The 16626-nt window shown below is 62.5% G+C and carries 15 protein-coding genes; 3 read left to right on the top strand and 12 right to left on the bottom strand.

What is annotated here, in order from left to right:
• Window positions 1-62: 62 nt before the first annotated feature.
• Window positions 63-386, bottom strand: coding sequence for a hypothetical protein (locus tag AWB70_RS09735; protein WP_014253099.1), 324 nt, complete (start codon window positions 384-386; stop codon window positions 63-65).
• Between the two features lie 53 nt (window positions 387-439).
• Window positions 440-688: a hypothetical protein gene (locus AWB70_RS09740; protein WP_014253098.1), complete on the bottom strand. Its 249-nt coding sequence runs from the start codon at window positions 686-688 to the stop codon at window positions 440-442.
• A 146-nt stretch (window positions 689-834) separates the two neighbouring features.
• On the opposite strand from AWB70_RS09740, the gene AWB70_RS09745 reads away from it, so the two are divergent.
• Entirely contained in the window at window positions 835-1206 is a 372-nt protein-coding gene (locus AWB70_RS09745; RefSeq protein WP_053571893.1) for a hypothetical protein, read from the top strand.
• A 3-nt stretch (window positions 1207-1209) separates the two neighbouring features.
• Here the strand turns inward: AWB70_RS09745 and AWB70_RS09750 are convergent, their stop codons facing one another.
• Together AWB70_RS09750 and AWB70_RS09755 are read right to left on the bottom strand one after the other, a co-directional pair.
• Window positions 1210-2409 (bottom strand): amino acid aminotransferase, encoded by a 1200-nt coding sequence (locus AWB70_RS09750; protein WP_053571892.1) that lies wholly within the window; start codon window positions 2407-2409, stop codon window positions 1210-1212.
• A gap of 24 nt (window positions 2410-2433) precedes the next feature.
• Complete coding sequence (locus tag AWB70_RS09755) at window positions 2434-3822, bottom strand: amino acid permease (protein WP_053571891.1); 1389 nt, start codon at window positions 3820-3822, stop codon at window positions 2434-2436.
• A gap of 347 nt (window positions 3823-4169) precedes the next feature.
• On the opposite strand from AWB70_RS09755, the gene AWB70_RS09760 reads away from it, so the two are divergent.
• Window positions 4170-4433 carry a hypothetical protein gene (locus AWB70_RS09760; protein ID WP_053571890.1) on the top strand — a complete coding sequence of 88 codons (264 nt, stop codon included), beginning with the start codon at window positions 4170-4172 and terminating at the stop codon, window positions 4431-4433.
• 85 nt (window positions 4434-4518) lie between these two features.
• Window positions 4519-4680 (top strand): hypothetical protein, encoded by a 162-nt coding sequence (locus AWB70_RS38990; RefSeq protein ID WP_167351020.1) that lies wholly within the window; start codon window positions 4519-4521, stop codon window positions 4678-4680.
• A 60-nt stretch (window positions 4681-4740) separates the two neighbouring features.
• Here the strand turns inward: AWB70_RS38990 and aroQ are convergent, their stop codons facing one another.
• From aroQ to AWB70_RS09800, 8 genes are all read right to left on the bottom strand, one after another.
• The gene (aroQ, locus tag AWB70_RS09765; RefSeq protein ID WP_014253094.1) at window positions 4741-5187 is read right to left on the bottom strand and encodes a type II 3-dehydroquinate dehydratase; all 447 of its coding nucleotides are present in this window, start codon (window positions 5185-5187) and stop codon (window positions 4741-4743) included.
• A 31-nt stretch (window positions 5188-5218) separates the two neighbouring features.
• A complete protein-coding gene (locus AWB70_RS09770; protein ID WP_075644318.1) occupies window positions 5219-6277 on the bottom strand; it encodes a Gfo/Idh/MocA family protein in 1059 nt (352 codons plus the stop codon).
• Window positions 6278-6367: 90 nt separating this feature from the next.
• The gene (locus AWB70_RS09775; protein WP_045459641.1) at window positions 6368-7789 is read right to left on the bottom strand and encodes an MFS transporter; all 1422 of its coding nucleotides are present in this window, start codon (window positions 7787-7789) and stop codon (window positions 6368-6370) included.
• Between the two features lie 292 nt (window positions 7790-8081).
• Window positions 8082-11360 carry a hybrid sensor histidine kinase/response regulator gene (locus AWB70_RS09780; protein ID WP_053571889.1) on the bottom strand — a complete coding sequence of 1093 codons (3279 nt, stop codon included), beginning with the start codon at window positions 11358-11360 and terminating at the stop codon, window positions 8082-8084.
• Window positions 11360-12190 (bottom strand): response regulator, encoded by an 831-nt coding sequence (locus tag AWB70_RS09785; RefSeq protein WP_327349141.1) that lies wholly within the window; start codon window positions 12188-12190, stop codon window positions 11360-11362. Before AWB70_RS09785 ends, AWB70_RS09780 begins: the two co-directional genes overlap by 1 nt.
• 114 nt (window positions 12191-12304) lie before the next feature.
• Window positions 12305-12721 (bottom strand): hypothetical protein, encoded by a 417-nt coding sequence (locus AWB70_RS09790; RefSeq protein ID WP_143281623.1) that lies wholly within the window; start codon window positions 12719-12721, stop codon window positions 12305-12307.
• A gap of 196 nt (window positions 12722-12917) precedes the next feature.
• Complete coding sequence (locus AWB70_RS09795; RefSeq protein WP_053572142.1) at window positions 12918-14705, bottom strand: methyltransferase domain-containing protein; 1788 nt, start codon at window positions 14703-14705, stop codon at window positions 12918-12920.
• A gap of 7 nt (window positions 14706-14712) precedes the next feature.
• Window positions 14713-16569, bottom strand: coding sequence for a peptide transporter (locus tag AWB70_RS09800; protein WP_053571886.1), 1857 nt, complete (start codon window positions 16567-16569; stop codon window positions 14713-14715).
• Between the last annotated feature and the right edge of the window lie 57 nt (window positions 16570-16626).

Genomic DNA, 16626 nt, shown 5'->3' on the forward strand with positions numbered 1-16626 from the left:
AATGAACGGCGTGCGTGCAAGGACTTCGTCAGGGATGAAGTCGGGGGAAGTCAAAGCGGACGTCAGAGCGGACGCGGCCAGCGCCCGCCGGGCAGGTTCGCGGTCATGACGCCGGCGACGAACGCGGCCTTCAAGTCGGCGCGCTCGGTGAAACGGGGCGCGTCGAACCAGAGCAGAAATTCGTCGCGCCAGTTGCCCCACGCGTTTTCGTCGAATTCGAAATCTTCGTCGATGCGGCCGTTATCGCGCAGATACGCACCGACCACCTGTGTGCCGTTCCAGTACGCGACGGCGACATCGGTGAGATCCGCCGTCATGCCGCGCGGCAAATCCCGCAGCAGCATCGCGACATGCGCCTTGAACGATTCGAATTCGGACGGTCTCATCGCGTGCTCCGCGTCGAAAAAGTGCGTGAAAAACCTGCCTGCGGCGTGCCTGTTCAGCCGAACACGCCCTTGTTCAAATCCTTTTCGAACGCGGCGGTCCATTCCGTGCCGTGTCCGATGCGATATTCGCGTTCCTTCAACGTGGAACGCCGCGTGATGGTGACGTGGCCCTGCAGCGGATAAACATCGTCCACGACATCGGACGCGCCGCCTTCCTGCACGAGAAAGTCGCTTTCCTCCAGCCGATGCCGCGCGAGGATCGCCAGAAAATCCGCTCTTTCGTCCGGTGCGATCACGGTCATGACGCCCTCCAAGATCGAAGTGCTTCCATTCAAATTAGCACACGCGCGGCGGAACGTCGGCGCATATCTTGCGATAAGCGCGGCACGGCGCACGCGCTTACGATGAACGCGCCTGCCGATTATTTTTCATGAGGAGGGCATGACCGATGAACCGCGGATCGATCATCCTGTGCGCGACGGCGCTCGCCGTCTGCACCCATGCGCGCGCCGCCGACGCCGTGTGCGGCACGCTCGAAAGCGCCACGAACGGGCAAGACGGCATGTTCGCGCTGCGCGAAGGGGAAAGCGTGAATTTCTGGCGTGGCGGCGTCGTGAGGCACGGCGCGCTGCACGTCTACAAGGAAGGCGAGGTGTTTCGCGTGTACTGGCAGCCGGAAGGCAGCGGCGACGTGTACGTGCTCGCGAACGAAGGCACGACGAGCGTGAGGCTCATCCTCACGCCGGTGCGCGGCACGAAAGTGGAGACGGGGCCGGGCAGCCTGCCCAGGCAGAACGTGCTGTCCTGCCCCGATCTGTAGCGCTTACTTTGGCGCGAGCACCTTGCCGATCGCATCGGCGACGGCCTGCACGTTGCGCTCGTTCAGGCCCGCGACGCACATGCGGCCCGAGCGCAGGATATACACGCCGAACTCTTCTTTCAGCCGGTCGGCCTGTTCCGCGACGAGGCCCGTGTACGTGAACATGCCGCGCTGCTTCACGTAGCGCGTGAGCATTTCGCCGCGCACGTGATCCTTCAGGCCGTCGTGGATCGCCTGGCGCATGCGCGCGATGCGCTGGCACATCGACGCGAGTTCCTTCTCCCACGACTGCTTCAGTTCGGGCGTGTTCAGCACGTGCGTCACGATCTTCGCGCCGTGCGTCGGCGGATTGCTGTAGTTCGCGCGCACCGCGCTCGTCAACTGGCCGAGCACGCGGTCGGCTTCGGCGGCATCGTCGCAGATTACGTGCAGGCCGCCGCAGCGCTCGCCGTACAGCGAGAAATTCTTCGAGAACGAATTGGCGATGAACGCCGGCACGCCGCGGCGCGCGAGTTCGCGCACGGCGAACGCGTCGTCATCGAGACCGGAGCCGAAGCCCTGATACGCCATATCCACGAACGGCAGCAAATCGCGCTTTTGCAGCACGTCGATGAGCTTGAGCCATTGCGCCTGATCCAGATCGACGCCCGTCGGGTTATGGCAGCACGCATGCAGCAGCACGACGCTCTTCGCGGGCAGCTTGTCGATGCCTTCGAGCATCGCATCGAAGCGCAGGCCGCCGGTGGCTTCGTCGTAATACGGGTACGTGTTCACCTCGAAACCCGCGCGCTCGAAGATGAAGCGATGGTTTTCCCACGTCGGATCGCTCACCCACACTTTCGATTGCGGGAAATAGCGCTTGATGAAATCGGCGCCCACTTTCAGCGCGCCCGAGCCGCCGAGCGTCTGCACCGTGGCGATGCGGCCCGCGGCGCGCGCGGGGCTGTCGTGACCGAACACGAGTTGCTGCACGGCGTCGCGATAGTGCGCGAAACCGGCCATCGGCAGATACGGTTTCGGGCCGAGCTCTTTCAGGATCGACAGTTCCGCTTCGCGAACCGCCTGCATCACGGGCAGACGGCCTTCGTCGTCGAAGTAAATGCCGATGCTCAGATTGACCTTGTTCGTGCGCGGGTCCTTCTGGAAGTTTTCGTTCAGCGAGAGGATCGGGTCGCCAGGGTAGGCATCGATATGTTCGAACATGGTATGTGTGTCGGAGCGAGGATTTCAGCGGGATTCGAGACGGCCGGCGCGTTGCGCGTCAGTGCCCCGTTTTTTGAGATAGTAGCCGATTACGAGAACGGCCAGCCAAACCGGGATCAGGTACACGGACAGCCGCAGGTCCGGCGTCTCGAACATCACCCAGACGATCCCCGCGAGGAACGCGAGCACCACGTAGTTCGTGAGCGGATAGCCGAAGCTGCGGAACAGGGTCGTTTCGTTGCGCGCGCGCTTTTGCCGCCGGAACTTGAGATGGATGATGCTGATCATCGCCCAGTTGATGACGAGTGCCGACACCGCGAGGCCCATCAACAGGCCGAACGCGCGGCCCGGCATCACATAGTTGATGACGACGCACGCCGCCGTCACGAGCGCCGAGACGCCGAGCGCCGTCAGCGGAATGCCCCGCGCACTCACGTTTGCAAACATGCGCGGCGCGTTGCCTTGCTGCGCGAGGCCGTAGAGCATGCGGCTATTCGCGTAGACGCCGCTGTTGTACACGGAAAGCGCCGCGGTCAGCACGATCACGTTGAGCACGTTGGCGACGAGCGTGCTGTTCATCTCGCGGAAGATCAGCACGAACGGGCTGCCGCCGGTCGCGACCTTGTCCCACGGATACAGCGCAAGCAGCACGCCGAGCGCGCCGACATAAAAAATGAGAATGCGGTAGATGACCTGATTGGTCGCGCGCGGAATGCTTTTCGACGGGTCTTCCGCTTCCGCCGCCGTAATGCCCACGAGTTCCAGGCCGCCGAACGAAAACATAATCACGGCCATCGACATCACGAGCCCGTTCACGCCGTTCGGAAAGAAGCCGCCGAGTTGCCACAGGTTCGCGACGCTCGCCTCAGGACCGGCCTTGCCCGATGCGAGCAGATAGCCGCCGAAAAGAATCATCCCGACGATCGCCGCGACTTTCACGATGGCGAACCAGAACTCCGTCTCGCCGTACGACTTCACGCTCGTCAGGTTGATCGCGTTGACGATCACGAAGCACGCGAGCGCGGATACCCAGGTCGGCAAAGCCGGCCACCAGTACTGCATGTAGATGCCGATCGCCGAGAGCTCGGCCATGCTCACCAGGATGTAAATGGCCCAGTAATTCCATCCCGAGATGAAGCCGGACGCATGGCCCCAGTATTTGTCCGCGAAATGGCTGAAGGAGCCCGCGACCGGCTCGTCCACGATCATCTCGCCCAGTTGCCGCATGATGAAAAACGCCATCACGCCGGCGATGGCGTAGCCGAGCAGCACGGAGGGCCCGGCGAGTTTGATCGTTTGCGCGACGCCAAGAAAAAGTCCGGTGCCGATCGCCCCGCCGAGCGCAATCAGCTGAATGTGGCGGCTTTTCAGGCCGCGCTTGAGAGAAGCTTCGTTCGTGTTGCCCTGAACCATGTCGATGTTAAATGCCTGCTGTATCGCACAAATTACCGCTTTAGAAGCGCCGCTCGCTGTCCTGCCTCATTCCGACCTCTCCACGCACCGCCAATCGGGCAAAAAGTGTGGTTTTTTGGTGCGGATGGTCATATTGGCCGGCGGAAAAAACGCTCACTATCTCGGCAAGGGAGTCTGCGATTTTACCGCCCGGCGGCCCGCAGACCTTGCTGAGTGGACAACCCGTGATCGCGCGCCAATCTTCAGAGCGAACAACAAACGATTTGAGACCGGAATCAGGTGTTATTCGGAGGATTGATTTCGGCGCGACGGCGGACAATCGCATCATCCACTCACGGGGAGTCGCCATGTATCAGACGATGGAAGGAAACGCCAGGCCGCATCGTACGGCGGAGCGTTTCGCTGAAGCACCGCAGGACGGCACGCCGGCCACGCAAGCCGAGTTGCTGAGCACGCTGCAGTCGGTGTCGGACAACATCATGCGACTCGCCGGGCGCTTGCACGCCGGGCGCGATGCCACCGACGCCGACGCCGTGTCGATCACCGAGCAGCAGGCGCTCGCGGAGCAGTTGATCGGCCGGTTGCTGGCGATGCCCGCGTCGCAGGCGTGACAGGACCAAGGGACCGGGAAACAGGAAACAAGATCTAAGCGCGAGAGCGGACGCACGCCGCTCCGCGTTCATCGGGGAAGTGAAAATGAACTACTTGACCATCATCGCCGTAGTGTGGGGACTGTGCGCCGTATGCGCGGTGTTGTTCATCCGCGGCGCAGCGCAGCGCAATACGGAGCCGCTGCGCCCGCAGGCGGAGCGCGAGCCGAAAACGGGCCGCTCGCAGGATTTCAGCCGCCCGGCCTGACCCGATGAACCGGCGAGGCGCAACCACGCCTCGCCGCTTGCTTCACCTGCCTGATCGGCCTTACTTGCCCGCGTTGATCGCGGCGACGGCCGCACGCAGGCCTAGCAGATAGCTGTCCACGCCGAATCCCGAAATCTGTCCCTTCGCGATTTCCGCGAACACCGATTTGTGGCGGAATTCCTCGCGCGCATGCACGTGCGACATATGCACTTCGATGATCGGTGCGCTCAGAATGGCGAGCGCATCGCGGATCGCGTAGCTGTAATGCGTCCACGCGCCCGCGTTGATCACGATCGCATCGACCTTTTCCTCGAACGCGCGGTGAATGCGCGAGCACATCTCGCCTTCGATGTTCGTCTGGTAGCACTCCACGTCCACGCCCAGTTCCTTGCCTAGCGCGGCCATTTGCTCGTCGATTTGCGCGAGCGTCGCCGTGCCGTACTGCTTCGGATCGCGCTTGCCGAACATGTTGAGGTTGACGCCATGCAGCGTCAGGATCTTTGCCATGAGATTTCCTTGCGTGGAGAGTTAAGCGGAGTTAAGCGATTTCGACGATGCCGCCCGTGCTGGCGGCAAGCACGATAGCCTCGGTGATGCGCAGATTCTGCAGCCCGTCGCGCGCGCTGACAATAGGCTCGGCTTCGCCGCGCACTACACTCGCGAAATGCGCCATCTGATGCGCGAGCGGATCGTCGCGCGTCATCGGCACGATGCTTTCCTCGAACGGCTTCCACCACGAGCGATCTTCGGCGCGGGCGTAGGACTTGAGACGCATCGTCGGCACGGAAAGCGACCCGGTCGTGCCCGCGATCACGTAGCAGTCTTCGTCGGGATACGTGGCATACGCCTTGTTCTCCTGCGAGGTCTGCTCCCAGCTGCGCGGACACGCGGCCGTATCGGACAGCATGAACGTGCCGAGCGCGCCGCTCGCGAAACGCAGATTGATCGCCACCGTATCTTCGACGGGAAAGCCGCGCGTCGCGTGCGAGGCGAACGCCTGCACCGCGACGATATCGCCGCACAGCATGCGCAGATTGTGGACCTCGTGGATCATGTTCAGCAGGATCGGGCCGGCGCCCGGCTCGCGCCGCCACGGCGCGCTCGCGTAATACTCGTCGGGCTTGAAGAACACGGCGCTGCCCATCACCGCGACGAGCTTGCCGAGCCGCCCTTCCTCGATCACCTGCCTCGCGCGCGCCATGATCGGGCTATGCGCGCGATGATGCCCGATCAGCACTTTCACGCCCGAGCGTTCGGTTTCGTCGACGAGCGCCTGCGCTTCCTCGACGGTCGGCGCGATCGGCTTTTCCAGCAGCATCGGCACGCCCGCCGCGAGACAGATGCGCGCATGCTCGACGTGCAACTGATTCGGCGTCGCGAGCACGATGCCGTCGGGACGGTCTTTCGCGAGCAGTTCGTCGAGCGTCCTGTAGAGCGGCACGCCCGCTTTTTCGGCGATGGCGGCCGCCGCCGGCGCCGGATCGACGATAGCCGAGAGCGTGCAATCCGCACTCGTCTGCGCGACGCCCATGTGCGCCTGTCCGATATAGCCCGCACCCGCCACCGCGATGCGTGTCTTGCCTGAGTCTGTGTTCACTTCGATTCCACCGTGTCAAAAAGAAAACGCGAGTTCACCCCGGCGGCGCGTTTTCACGCACCGCCCGAGAAGGAAAAAAGCAAAGGAGATTTAAGAAGCGCGCGCGTTGGCGACCGATTCCGCCCGCAGCCGGTCGTACTCCGCTTTCTCGACGGGCCGCGCGTTCGCTTCGCCGAGCTGGTTGAGCGGAATGCGATAGGTCTCCCGCGCGCTCCACGCGGCGATCGCCGAGATGATCGTCACGGCGAGCGTGATCGAGCCGATCGTGAACGGAATGTTCGTCGATCCGGGCGGCGCGACGGTCGCGAAGAGCGCGGGCAGCAGCGCCGTGATCGTGGTGCCGACGTTCTGCGAGATGGCCATCGCGGAGACGCGCGTGCGCGTCGGGAAGAGCTCGGGATAGAAGCTCGGGAAGATCGCGTTATAGCCCTGATACACGATGCCCCACATGATCAGCGACGCGAAGATCGCGAGCCAGACGTTGTGGATGCTGATCGCGTACAGATACAGATACGACAGCACGCCGGAAGCGAGCGCGCCGACGATGATCGGCGGCTTGCGCCCGATCTTGTCCGACAGGTTGCCGACGATTGGAATCACCAGCACGGCGAGAATGTTGCCGACGACCGGAATCCACAGATACACGCTCTTGTGAAAGCCGACGCCGTAGGCCGCCTGCACCGCGTAGGCCGCGCCGAAGATGGTCGCGACGACGGGAATCACGTTCATCAGCGCCATGCAGACGACGCGGAACATGTCGCCGAGGTTGTACTTGAAGGCATCGACGATCGGCGAGCGCGGCACCGCGCCCTTTTCGCCTTCGTTCTCGAACGCGGGCGTCTCGTGCACTTCGCGCCGGATGATGTAGCCCGCGATCAGCACGAACGCCGAGAGCAGGAACGGAATGCGCCAGCCCCACGCATTGAACGCGTCCTCGGGCATGTAGTACGCGAGCGGCAGGAACACGGCCGCGGCGAGAATCTGCCCGGCCTGCACGCCTTGCAGCGTGAAGCTCGCGAAAAAGCCGCGCCGCCCGAACGGCGCGTGTTCGAGAATCATCGAGCTCGCGCCGGAGATTTCGCCCGCGACCGCGAAACCCTGCACCAGACGCAGGATCACGAGCAGCGTGGGTGCGAGCATGCCGACGCTGTGATACGTCGGCAAGAGGCCGACTGCCATCGTCGAGACGCCCATCAGGAACATGCACAGCACGAGCACGGTCTTGCGGCCGTGCGTGTCGCCCCAGTGGCCGAGCACGAATGCCCCGATCGGCCGCGCGACGTAGCCGACGCCGTAAGTTGCAAGCGACGCGACGATCGCCACTTTCGGATTGCCCGATGGAAAGAAAAGCTGCGGGAAGATCAGCGCCGCGGCCTGCGCGTAGATGAAGAAGTCGTAGTACTCGAGCGCCGAGCCGATCCAGCCGCTCGCGGTCGCCTTCTTCGTCTGCTTGTGGTTATCGGCGTGCGACGCGCCTTTTGCACCGGGCGGTGTGACAGAGTTCGTATCCATGATGTCTCCATTTTTGGGTCGCGCGACGGTTCTTGCGGCCGGCTTCGCGACATTGTCCTTACAGCGATATCACAGTTTCACTCGACGGCATCCGATGCGCGGCGCGCAGGGACATCCACTCATGATCGTCTTTGAAACGAAAGCTTTCGATGAGGCAAAACCCGTGCGCGCGGTGAATTTGAAAGGACTGGGGCGTAAAGTACTATGTCGCCGGAAAAACATAATCCGGCTGGCAGGAAAGTCAGAATGCGCTGTGGGAGAATAATCGGCGGGAGCGGGCGGGAGAGCTCGCCTAAGTCTTGAAAGAGACCTGATGAAGATCGCGCATCTCGATCAGATCGACGCGGATGAGCTTGACGAACTCGCAGATATCCGCCACCCAGTCGCCGGTTTCTTCCAGGATCGCGCGCAATTCCTGGCACTGGTCGAGCAGCATCGACGGGCCCAGCACCGACAGCCCGCCCGCCAGTTTGTGCGCCCAGCGGCTCAACGCCCGCAGGTCGCGGTGCTGGCACGCGGCGTCGAGCGTGACGATATCCTCATCGAGTTGCCGCAGGAACACGTGGGCATAGCTGGGCGGCACCGCGGGCAAGCGCGGGGGCAAGTCATCGTCGTCCTCGCCGGCTGCCGGCCCGGATGCAGGTTCTTGCGCGGCATTCGCCTGCAGGATGCCGGCCAGCACGGCAAGCGGCACGGGCTTGGTCAGATAGTCCGTAAAGCCGCGGGCGCGGCCCTGTTCCACGTCCTGTGCGCTCGCGCTCGCGCTGACCGCATAGATGCGCATGGACGGATCGAGCTGGCGTGCGGCGACGAGCAATTGCGCGCCCGTCATCCGCGGCATGTCCATGTCGGTCAGTACGATGTCGACCCGATGCTTGCGCAGCACATCGAGCGCTTCTTCGCCGTCCACCGCTTCGAGCACCGCTGCGCCGAGCTCCAGCAGTTGATCGCGCAACAGGCTGCGATTCAGCACGTTGTCTTCCGCGATCAGCACCTGCATTTTTTCCTCGCGCGGGGCCGATGCAACGCGCCGGTCCGCTGCGACGCTCGCTTGCCCGCGAGCAGGATCGGCCCGAACGCCGATGCTCCGCACCGCCTCCCGAAAGCTCTCGATACCGTACACGCTCATCTCGAACGAGCCGTCGTCGTGAATCACGGGGACGAGCGGACCTTTTTGCGTGACACGGATGAGACGCGTGCGGTCCTTCCAGATCGCGTCGATCTCCTGGTCTTCGAACTCGTCCGTTGCGACGAGATAGTCGCATGCGTTCACGGCTGCCGCCGGACTTTTGCCGGTCACATAGGTGAGCACGCTGGTGCTCTTTTCGTAGAGGTTATCGAACCACTCCCGATACTCGCCGGCGCGGCACATGATCGCCGGCTTGCCGTGAAGCGCACGCCGATCGCCGCTTTCGGGTTCGGGCGCTTTCAGCGGCAGTGAAATCGTGATCCGGGTCCCCACGCCTTCCGTGCTCCTGAGCGACACACGCCCTCCCATCAGCTTGCAAAGGTGTGCGCAGATCGACAGGCCGAGCCCGGTTCCATGCGCCTGCGTCAGACGTTGCGCATCGCCCTGCACGAAAGGCTGGAACAGCTTTTCGCACTGTTCCGCCGGAATGCCGACGCCCGAATCCGCGACGCTCAGTTCGAGCGCGGCATCGACCCAGCGCACCCGCGTGACGACCTTGCCCGAATAGGTGAACTTGAGGGCATTGCTCAACAGGTTGTTGAGAATCTGCGTGATGCGAATCGGATCGAACCAGAGCTTGCGAGGACATGCCCGATCGATGATCACGAAGAGCCGCAGTCCCTGCCGGTTCGCGAGCGGCGCCTGCGCGATCGTCGCGCGCACGACGAGATCCTCGATCGAGCTCCATTCCGGGTACAGGCGCATTTCGCCGATATCCATCTTCGAGAAATCGAGCACGTCGTTGACCACATGCAGCAACGCGCTCGCCGATGCCTGCATGGCCTGCACTCGCGCCTGCTGCTCGGGCGAGAGCGAGCCGAGCGCCACGAGTTCCAGATTGCCGACGAGCGACGACAAGGGCGTTCTGATCTCGTGGCTCATCGACGCGAAGAAGCTCAGTTTGGCCTTGGCCGCGGCGTCGGTCGCTTCCTTGGCTTGCCGCAGGAGCCGTTCGGCCTCGTGATGGTCGCTGATATCCGCAATCGCGCAGAACAGCACCTGCGTCTTGTTCACGACCGCCGACGTGTAGGAAATCTCGGTGTGAATCGGCGCGGCGTCCGACTTCGCGAATGAAAACTTGAACTGCCTGATGGCGCCGTCGCGGTTTTCCGGCGAGTCTTCGGCGATACGCGCTTTGAACTCGGTGCACAGCTCGGGGGGAATTCTCACGGCCGCGCCGTCGCGGTCGAGCATGTTGCGCACGACCTGATTCGCCGCGATGATGCTGAAATCCTTCTGCAACACGATGCACAGCCCCACGGGCGTAGCCTGCACCAGCAAGTGATTCAGGATTTCGCCCTCGACGGCGCGACAGGTTCGCTCGTAAGTGCGCGTGAGGAAGCGATAGTTCCAGTACCGGTACATCGCGAGCAGCATGGCCACGAGCGCGGCCGTCACGAGCAGGACGACGCCGATCTCCTGGCGCAGCGCCGAAATGACGACCTTGAGCGGCAACGCTGCGACGATACGCCCGACCCTGAGGTCGAGGGGCGGCATTCTCAAGCCCCAGCCCTGACCGACAAACCAGCGCGGCACAGCCACGGGACTCGTTCTCAAATTCAACTCCATAAACTCAGTCTGGTCGCTTTCCTTACCGGCGACGACCTGGCCGTCCATGCCGAAAACGGCTATCTCCGACATGGACGCGTTCGCCGTGGCGTTGGCGAGCAGCGTCTCCAGCACGAAATACGTGAACACGAAACCGTAGGGCTGGCCGTCCTTCTCGACCGCCATGAAGACGACGATCGAGGAACGCGGAAGGTGCAGCGCGGGCGGGGCGGACAACCACATCACGCGACGCGTCCGGGCGGCCTCCAGAATGTCGATGCCGTAGTCGGAGATGCGGGCCTTCGCAGCCTCGACGAGCACGGCCAGTTTTTCGACAGCGCGCGCGGGTACATCCGTATCGGGGAAGAAATTGAATCCGTAAGATGCGGGCCGGTCCGCCAACGCGAACTGCAAGGGCAGCGGCTTGCTCATGTCGATGGGCGAATGCCACGCCTGCTCACAGCTTCGGCTGAGGACCGTGTCCTGCACGGTGGAGGGATACGGCGCGCATTCCGATTGCGCGCGCGCCTTCTGGCTCGGCGCGGACAGCCGGTTTGCATTCACTTCCAGCAGCAGCCCGCCAGGCGTAACGGTTGCATAGTGATCGAAGATCGCGACGTTCAGGCTGCGCACCGTCATCTGCACGTCCACCTGCTCGCTTTTGACCGTGGTGCCGATCAGGAAAGCAGTGGTGCCCGCCGCCACGCACACCGAGGCAAAGATCAACAGGCCCACTGCAATCGCAAAGATGCGCCGCTCACGTTTCAGATTGCTTTCGAGCATCCGCAGCATCTGCAGAGGCGAATCCTGCGATGCGGCGAAGAAGCGTTCCATCAGGCCAGTCCCGTTTTGGCGGCGTACTTGACGAGATCAACGTGATTGTCGACATGCAGCTTGCGCATGGCCGAGCGCTTCTGCGTGGCGATGGTCGGCACGGACCGGTTCAGCGTGCGCGCGATCTCCGTCACGGAGAGCCCCTGCGCGAACAGACGCACGACTTCGAGCTCCCTCGGCGAGAGCGGCTGCTCACGCGCGAGATCGCGGGTTGTCGAACCCTCGCGCGCCAGACGATGTTCGATCTTCGGCGAAATGAGGGTTTCCGTCTTGCTCATCGCGCGAAGGCTCATCTGCGCCAGTTCGTGCGCCGGCTCTTCCTTGCTGACGATGGCGGCCACGCCGAGCTTGCATAGCTCATGGAACATGCCGCCGCTCGTCGTCATGGTGACGATGACGATGGGCACTTCCGGATGCGAGCGTCTCAGCATGCTGACGAGCCGCAAGCCATCGAGTTCCGCCTCCTCGTCACCTTGCATGACCAGGTCCGTGATGATGAGATCCACTGGCGTTCTCTCGAGCACGCGGATTAGCTCTTTCCCCGAATGCACGGTTGCAACGATTTCGTACCCAGGAAGCTTCGAGAACTGATCGGCAAGCGCGAGCAAGACAATGGGATGGTCGTCGGCGATTATTATGCGGACCTTGTTTGTCTGTCCATTCATAGGCTGACCCGAATGTAATGCATCGTACTTCGAATCGAAAACTGAAACAGACGACATGGATTCCTCAATACACCTCGGCGTCAGACTGCGGTTTATCATCCCGTTGCCCGACCTGCATGTCCTCTGGAGCCGATTGTACGGCACAGCCGAACGCATGCAAAGCATGCATCGCGTGGATGCAGGACGTTTTACGATTTTGCGTCACTACCTTTCACCAATCCTTCCTCGATGATTTGGAGTGTTTATTATCTCCATCCGTAATGAACCGAAGCGGTCGTTTCACCGTTCGCAATGCTGCTGCGCGCCCTCCGCGCGAAGGTCGCCGCGAGGCGCAGGTCCGATCGGCTCCAATGAAGGCCACGCGAAACGATGCAGCGGCATCGAAGCCCGGTGAAAGGCGGTGGCGTGCGCGTACTTCCCGCTTTCGATGAACACCATGCCCGTGATCGCGATCATGAACGAGGCGAACACGACCGCGACCGGAATAAGCGATTGCCAGATCCCGAAGCTCAACGCTGCGAGAATAAAGAATGACAGCGTGAAGAACACCGGAAGCAGAAACATGCTGGCCCAGCCGACGCCTTTACAACATAAGTGAAACACGCGGACAAGATGCTTTGGAACAGACATAGGATTTTCTGGACAGGAGTAGCTGACGATTCGATCGCACCCGGATAAGCGGTGCGAGCAGTGCATGATTGAATGCCTCGGTGGAACGCGGACCGCGGCGGCGCTGTTGGCAGCGCGCCGAAACGCGTTGATCAGGAATTTAGATTACGGCCTTGGGAGCAGATATAGACGGATGTCGAATTCCCCCGATATCGTTGCTCTCTCACAGCAATCGAAGCGTAGCGGCCCGCGGGAGAACATCCCGCGGCCGCCACGATGACCATCAGATGCCGGAGGCGCGCGCGTTCGCGAGCAAACGCGCAGGCATGGAGAACCTGAACTGCTGCAGATGTCCGACCATGCGAGCGACCACTTCCGACCAGTCGGCGCCAAAGCGTCTGCGAAACAATCGCATGCTCGGATACCACGGACTGTCTTCGCGCGTGTAATGCCAGCGCCAGTCGCCATAGCACGGCAGCATCAACCAGACGGGCTTGCCCATTGCGCCCGCGACATGCGCGACCGATGTATCGACGGTGAGGACGAGGTCGAGCGACGCGATTGCGCTGGCCGTTTCCGCCATCGTCTCGAGCGCGACGCCGACATCGTGGAAATTCGGGCGTTCACTCGCGTACCGGGCGGCTTCATCCGCGCCGGCGCCCTTTTGCAGGCTGTAGAACTCCATGCCTTCGAGCTTGAACACGTCGTCGAGCACGGCAAGCGAGGGCAACGAGCGGTGGCGGTCGTTCTCGTGGGTGGGATTGCCCTTGAAGACGATCCCCACCTTCAGCTTGTCATGCGCTGCCGCCGGGAGCTTCGAAGGCACGCCCTCCGGCGCGCGCAGATACGGCGTCGTGCTGGGCAACGCTTCGAGATCGAGCTTCAGCCAGGCCGGAATGGCATGGGGAAACACCCAGAAATCGACGTGAGGCAGCTTCGCGACGTTCTCGACGCTGACGACCTCGTCGGCCTCGCCCGATGCTTCATACAGCTCCGCGAGCGGCGCCTGGCACACCACCACGACTTTCTGCGCGCCGCACCGTTCGCGAAAAATGCGTGCAAAGCGAAGGAAGAAGATTTCATCGCCCAGACCGAACTCGCTCCAGATGGCGATGGACTTGCCGTTCAGAGGCTGCCCCGTCCATTGCGCCACGCCATGCGGCGGCTGCACAGTGGTCCTGCGCCTCCAGCCGAACGGAGCCATGAGCGCCTCGCGCATGGCGAAGCCTTCCTGCAGCTTGCCGCGCGATATGGCGTGCAGCACCTTGTAGAGCTGCGGCGGATGTTCGCCGGCCAGCCGCTTCGCGCACTCGTCCCATAAGGCGTCGGCTTCGTGCGGAACCTCCCAGCGCAGGAATTCGAGCATCGCACGATGATAGACATCGAAACGATAGGGATACGTGCGCGCTGCGTCCTTGCACGCGGCAATGCCCTGCCCGGCGCTGCGCGCCTGCGCCGCCGTCTCGAGCATCGCGCGCGCGGTCGGCACGTCGCGCTTGCGCAGGACGATCTCGATGGCGCACTCCGCAAAACCCTTGTCGGTCTGATCCACGCTATGCCGCTGGTCGTCATAGTGATCGCGAAGCAGCGTCACGCGCTCGCATTGCGCCACGTTCGACATGGCCGACACGAGTTCCAGCACATCGATCGAACGCGGCAGTTTGTGCGCCGGCTTGCAGATCGTGAAGCTCGCCTTGTGATTGCGATTGAACCGGCTCGGCCAGTCGCCCTTGCCATAGAGATCCTCATCGGGCACGGTGATGACCGCGTGGCCGCCCGGCTTCAGGAGATCGAGCCAGCGCGCGAGCGCCTTATGCGGATTGTCCTGCTCCGCGAGTATGTGACTCGCGTGCACGAAGTCGTATCGGGCGTCCGGCACGCCGTCCATCGCGGTCACGCTGCCTTGCGATGCGTCCCGCACGGCCGCGCTGCGCATGAGCGGAAACGAGGCCATGTGCTGGGTCAGCGGATCGTCCTTCCCGCCGATATCGAGCCCGTCACCCACCAGATAGCGCTGAACGAAGGACGGGTCGCGCGAACGGCGCAATGATGCCTTGCTAGTCTCTTTCATGTTCACCTCACGCCGCTTCGCACGATGCTTCGACAGCGATCTGATCCCGCCACAACGCCTCGATACGCTCGCCCAGGATTTCCGGGCGACCCTTGAAAATCAGCTTCTCGACCGCCTTGCGGCCGGCCAGCTTGCGCGCGAGCTGAGCGCGCTCCTTTCCGTCGTCGATGAGCCGCAGCGCCGCGGTCTTGTACTCTTCGGTCGTCTTCGCGATCATCCATTCGGGGAAGCCGAGACGGCGGAACATGCCTTCGTCGATATGCTCATGCACTTCACGCCCCGTCTTGCACACGCCGACGAGCCCCGCCCACACCGTATCGACAATGCCATTCGTATTGCCGAACGGGAACGGGTTCAGGAACATGTCGCACTCGGCGATCACCTTCATGTAGTTCGCGTAGTTCTGGTGCTTGTGAACGACGCCCTTGTCGCCCATCAGGCGACGCACGAGGTTGCGGACCTGCGGGAACGTGATGCCCGTCGCCTGCCCGACGAGAAAGTGAAATTCCACCGGCGTCGAGGCTTCCCTGGCGATCTCCGCGCACGTCTGCAGGAAGCCGGGATTGAGCTTGATCGTCGTACCCGCGACGGCGATCTTCACCGGATCGCCCTTCGCGCGCTTTCGCGCGGGCAAGTCGAGTTCCAGCATGGCCGCCGGCTGCCGATACGGCATGCCATCGCGCGGCAATTGCAGCAGCGTTTCGCTGAAGCAGGCCGGGTCGCCCACATAGTCCTCTTCGACGACCACGTAATCCATCGCATGACCATGCGTGGTGGCCGGATGCCCGAGCGCCATCAATTGCAGCGGCGCGACGCGCAGGCACGCGAGCGCCATCGTGATCGGGAACATGCCCACGCTCGGCATATACATGGCCTGCGCTTCGCGCGCCTCGCTCACATCGCGCACCTGCTTCACGCTGTCCCACAAGCTGCCTTCGAGCGGAATGAACTCGTGGAAGACTTCCTTGCCGACTTCGTCCACGCGGCCGTCGTAGCCCATGCCGATGATGTGGAACTTGTCGCGCATCGCGACGATCGTCTGCGAATGCGTGCGATAGATCGAATGATTCTTCGAGAACCATTCGAGCACCACGAGCAACACCGGCTTTTCGCCTTCCTTCGGCGCCTGCGGCTTGCGCTCGATATCGTGAAGGCCCAGGCTCGCGAACTTGCGGCGGATCAGCGTGTTGATGGGCTTCTTGATGTCATGCTTGCCCGGCAGGTCCGCATAGCTGCTATGCATGTACATGTCGTGCAGAATGCCCATCGGCAACTGGTCGATGCTTTCGACCTGATCGAGCCGCTCCGGCAGCCAGCGCAGGATCATTTCGCGCTTCTGGTGCGCCGCGGGCGTGCCGAGAAAGCGTGAGGACATGATCGTCATCGCGAGACTCGCCGTCGCCACTTTGTCGAAGTTCCACAGCACGTCCCAATCCAGACGCACTTCGGATTCCGGCGTGTAGAGCAACTGGAACTTGTGCATGTCCGCGGTGCGCAGTTGCACGGAGTTGCGCGCGTCTTCGTTATGACCGAGCGAGCGGAGAATGTGATCCGCGTTCCGGAACGGGCTCGCCGCGAACAAGCCGGCAATCCAGCGCTGGAGCGGCAGCATTTTGCGAATGCCGTCGTGCGAGAAGCGGAAGTTCGGATCGCTCAGAAGCGTCGTGATCGCGGACGCGATGCGCGTCAGCAGATGATCGTCCATGATGTCGCGCGCTTCGTTCGACTGCGCCCACGTATCGATATCCATGAGCACGCCGTAGTGCTGGTCGATTCGGGCGAGCAGTTTGAGCAGTTCGCTGCCGGCCTCGCCATGATCGCGGCGATAACAAAGGTATTCGAACTTGTTGATGCTGAATTGCATGATGTATTCCTTGAAGATCTGATGTGATACGTGAGCCCGATGCCCCGAAGGGTGCGC

It is taken from the genome of Caballeronia cordobensis (assembly GCF_001544575.2).
Taxonomy (GTDB): Bacteria; Pseudomonadota; Gammaproteobacteria; order Burkholderiales; family Burkholderiaceae; genus Caballeronia; species Caballeronia cordobensis.

Bases quoted from the DNA above. Each gene is read 5' to 3' on its own strand.
- AWB70_RS09735 (WP_014253099.1), bottom strand. From the start codon at position 386: ATGAGACCGTCCGAATTCGAATCGTTCAAGGCGCATGTCGCGATGCTG.
- AWB70_RS09740 (WP_014253098.1), bottom strand. From the start codon at position 688: ATGACCGTGATCGCACCGGACGAAAGAGCGGATTTTCTGGCGATCCTC.
- AWB70_RS09745 (WP_053571893.1), top strand. From the start codon at position 835: ATGAACCGCGGATCGATCATCCTGTGCGCGACGGCGCTCGCCGTCTGC.
- AWB70_RS09750 (WP_053571892.1), bottom strand. From the start codon at position 2,409: ATGTTCGAACATATCGATGCCTACCCTGGCGACCCGATCCTCTCGCTG.
- AWB70_RS09755 (WP_053571891.1), bottom strand. From the start codon at position 3,822: ATGGTTCAGGGCAACACGAACGAAGCTTCTCTCAAGCGCGGCCTGAAA.
- AWB70_RS09760 (WP_053571890.1), top strand. From the start codon at position 4,170: ATGTATCAGACGATGGAAGGAAACGCCAGGCCGCATCGTACGGCGGAG.
- AWB70_RS38990 (WP_167351020.1), top strand. From the start codon at position 4,519: ATGAACTACTTGACCATCATCGCCGTAGTGTGGGGACTGTGCGCCGTA.
- aroQ (WP_014253094.1), bottom strand. From the start codon at position 5,187: ATGGCAAAGATCCTGACGCTGCATGGCGTCAACCTCAACATGTTCGGC.
- AWB70_RS09775 (WP_045459641.1), bottom strand. From the start codon at position 7,789: ATGGATACGAACTCTGTCACACCGCCCGGTGCAAAAGGCGCGTCGCAC.
- AWB70_RS09780 (WP_053571889.1), bottom strand. From the start codon at position 11,360: ATGGAACGCTTCTTCGCCGCATCGCAGGATTCGCCTCTGCAGATGCTG.
- AWB70_RS09785 (WP_327349141.1), bottom strand. From the start codon at position 12,190: ATGCTTTGCATGCGTTCGGCTGTGCCGTACAATCGGCTCCAGAGGACA.
- AWB70_RS09790 (WP_143281623.1), bottom strand. From the start codon at position 12,721: ATGCACTGCTCGCACCGCTTATCCGGGTGCGATCGAATCGTCAGCTAC.
- AWB70_RS09795 (WP_053572142.1), bottom strand. From the start codon at position 14,705: ATGAAAGAGACTAGCAAGGCATCATTGCGCCGTTCGCGCGACCCGTCC.
- AWB70_RS09800 (WP_053571886.1), bottom strand. From the start codon at position 16,569: ATGCAATTCAGCATCAACAAGTTCGAATACCTTTGTTATCGCCGCGAT.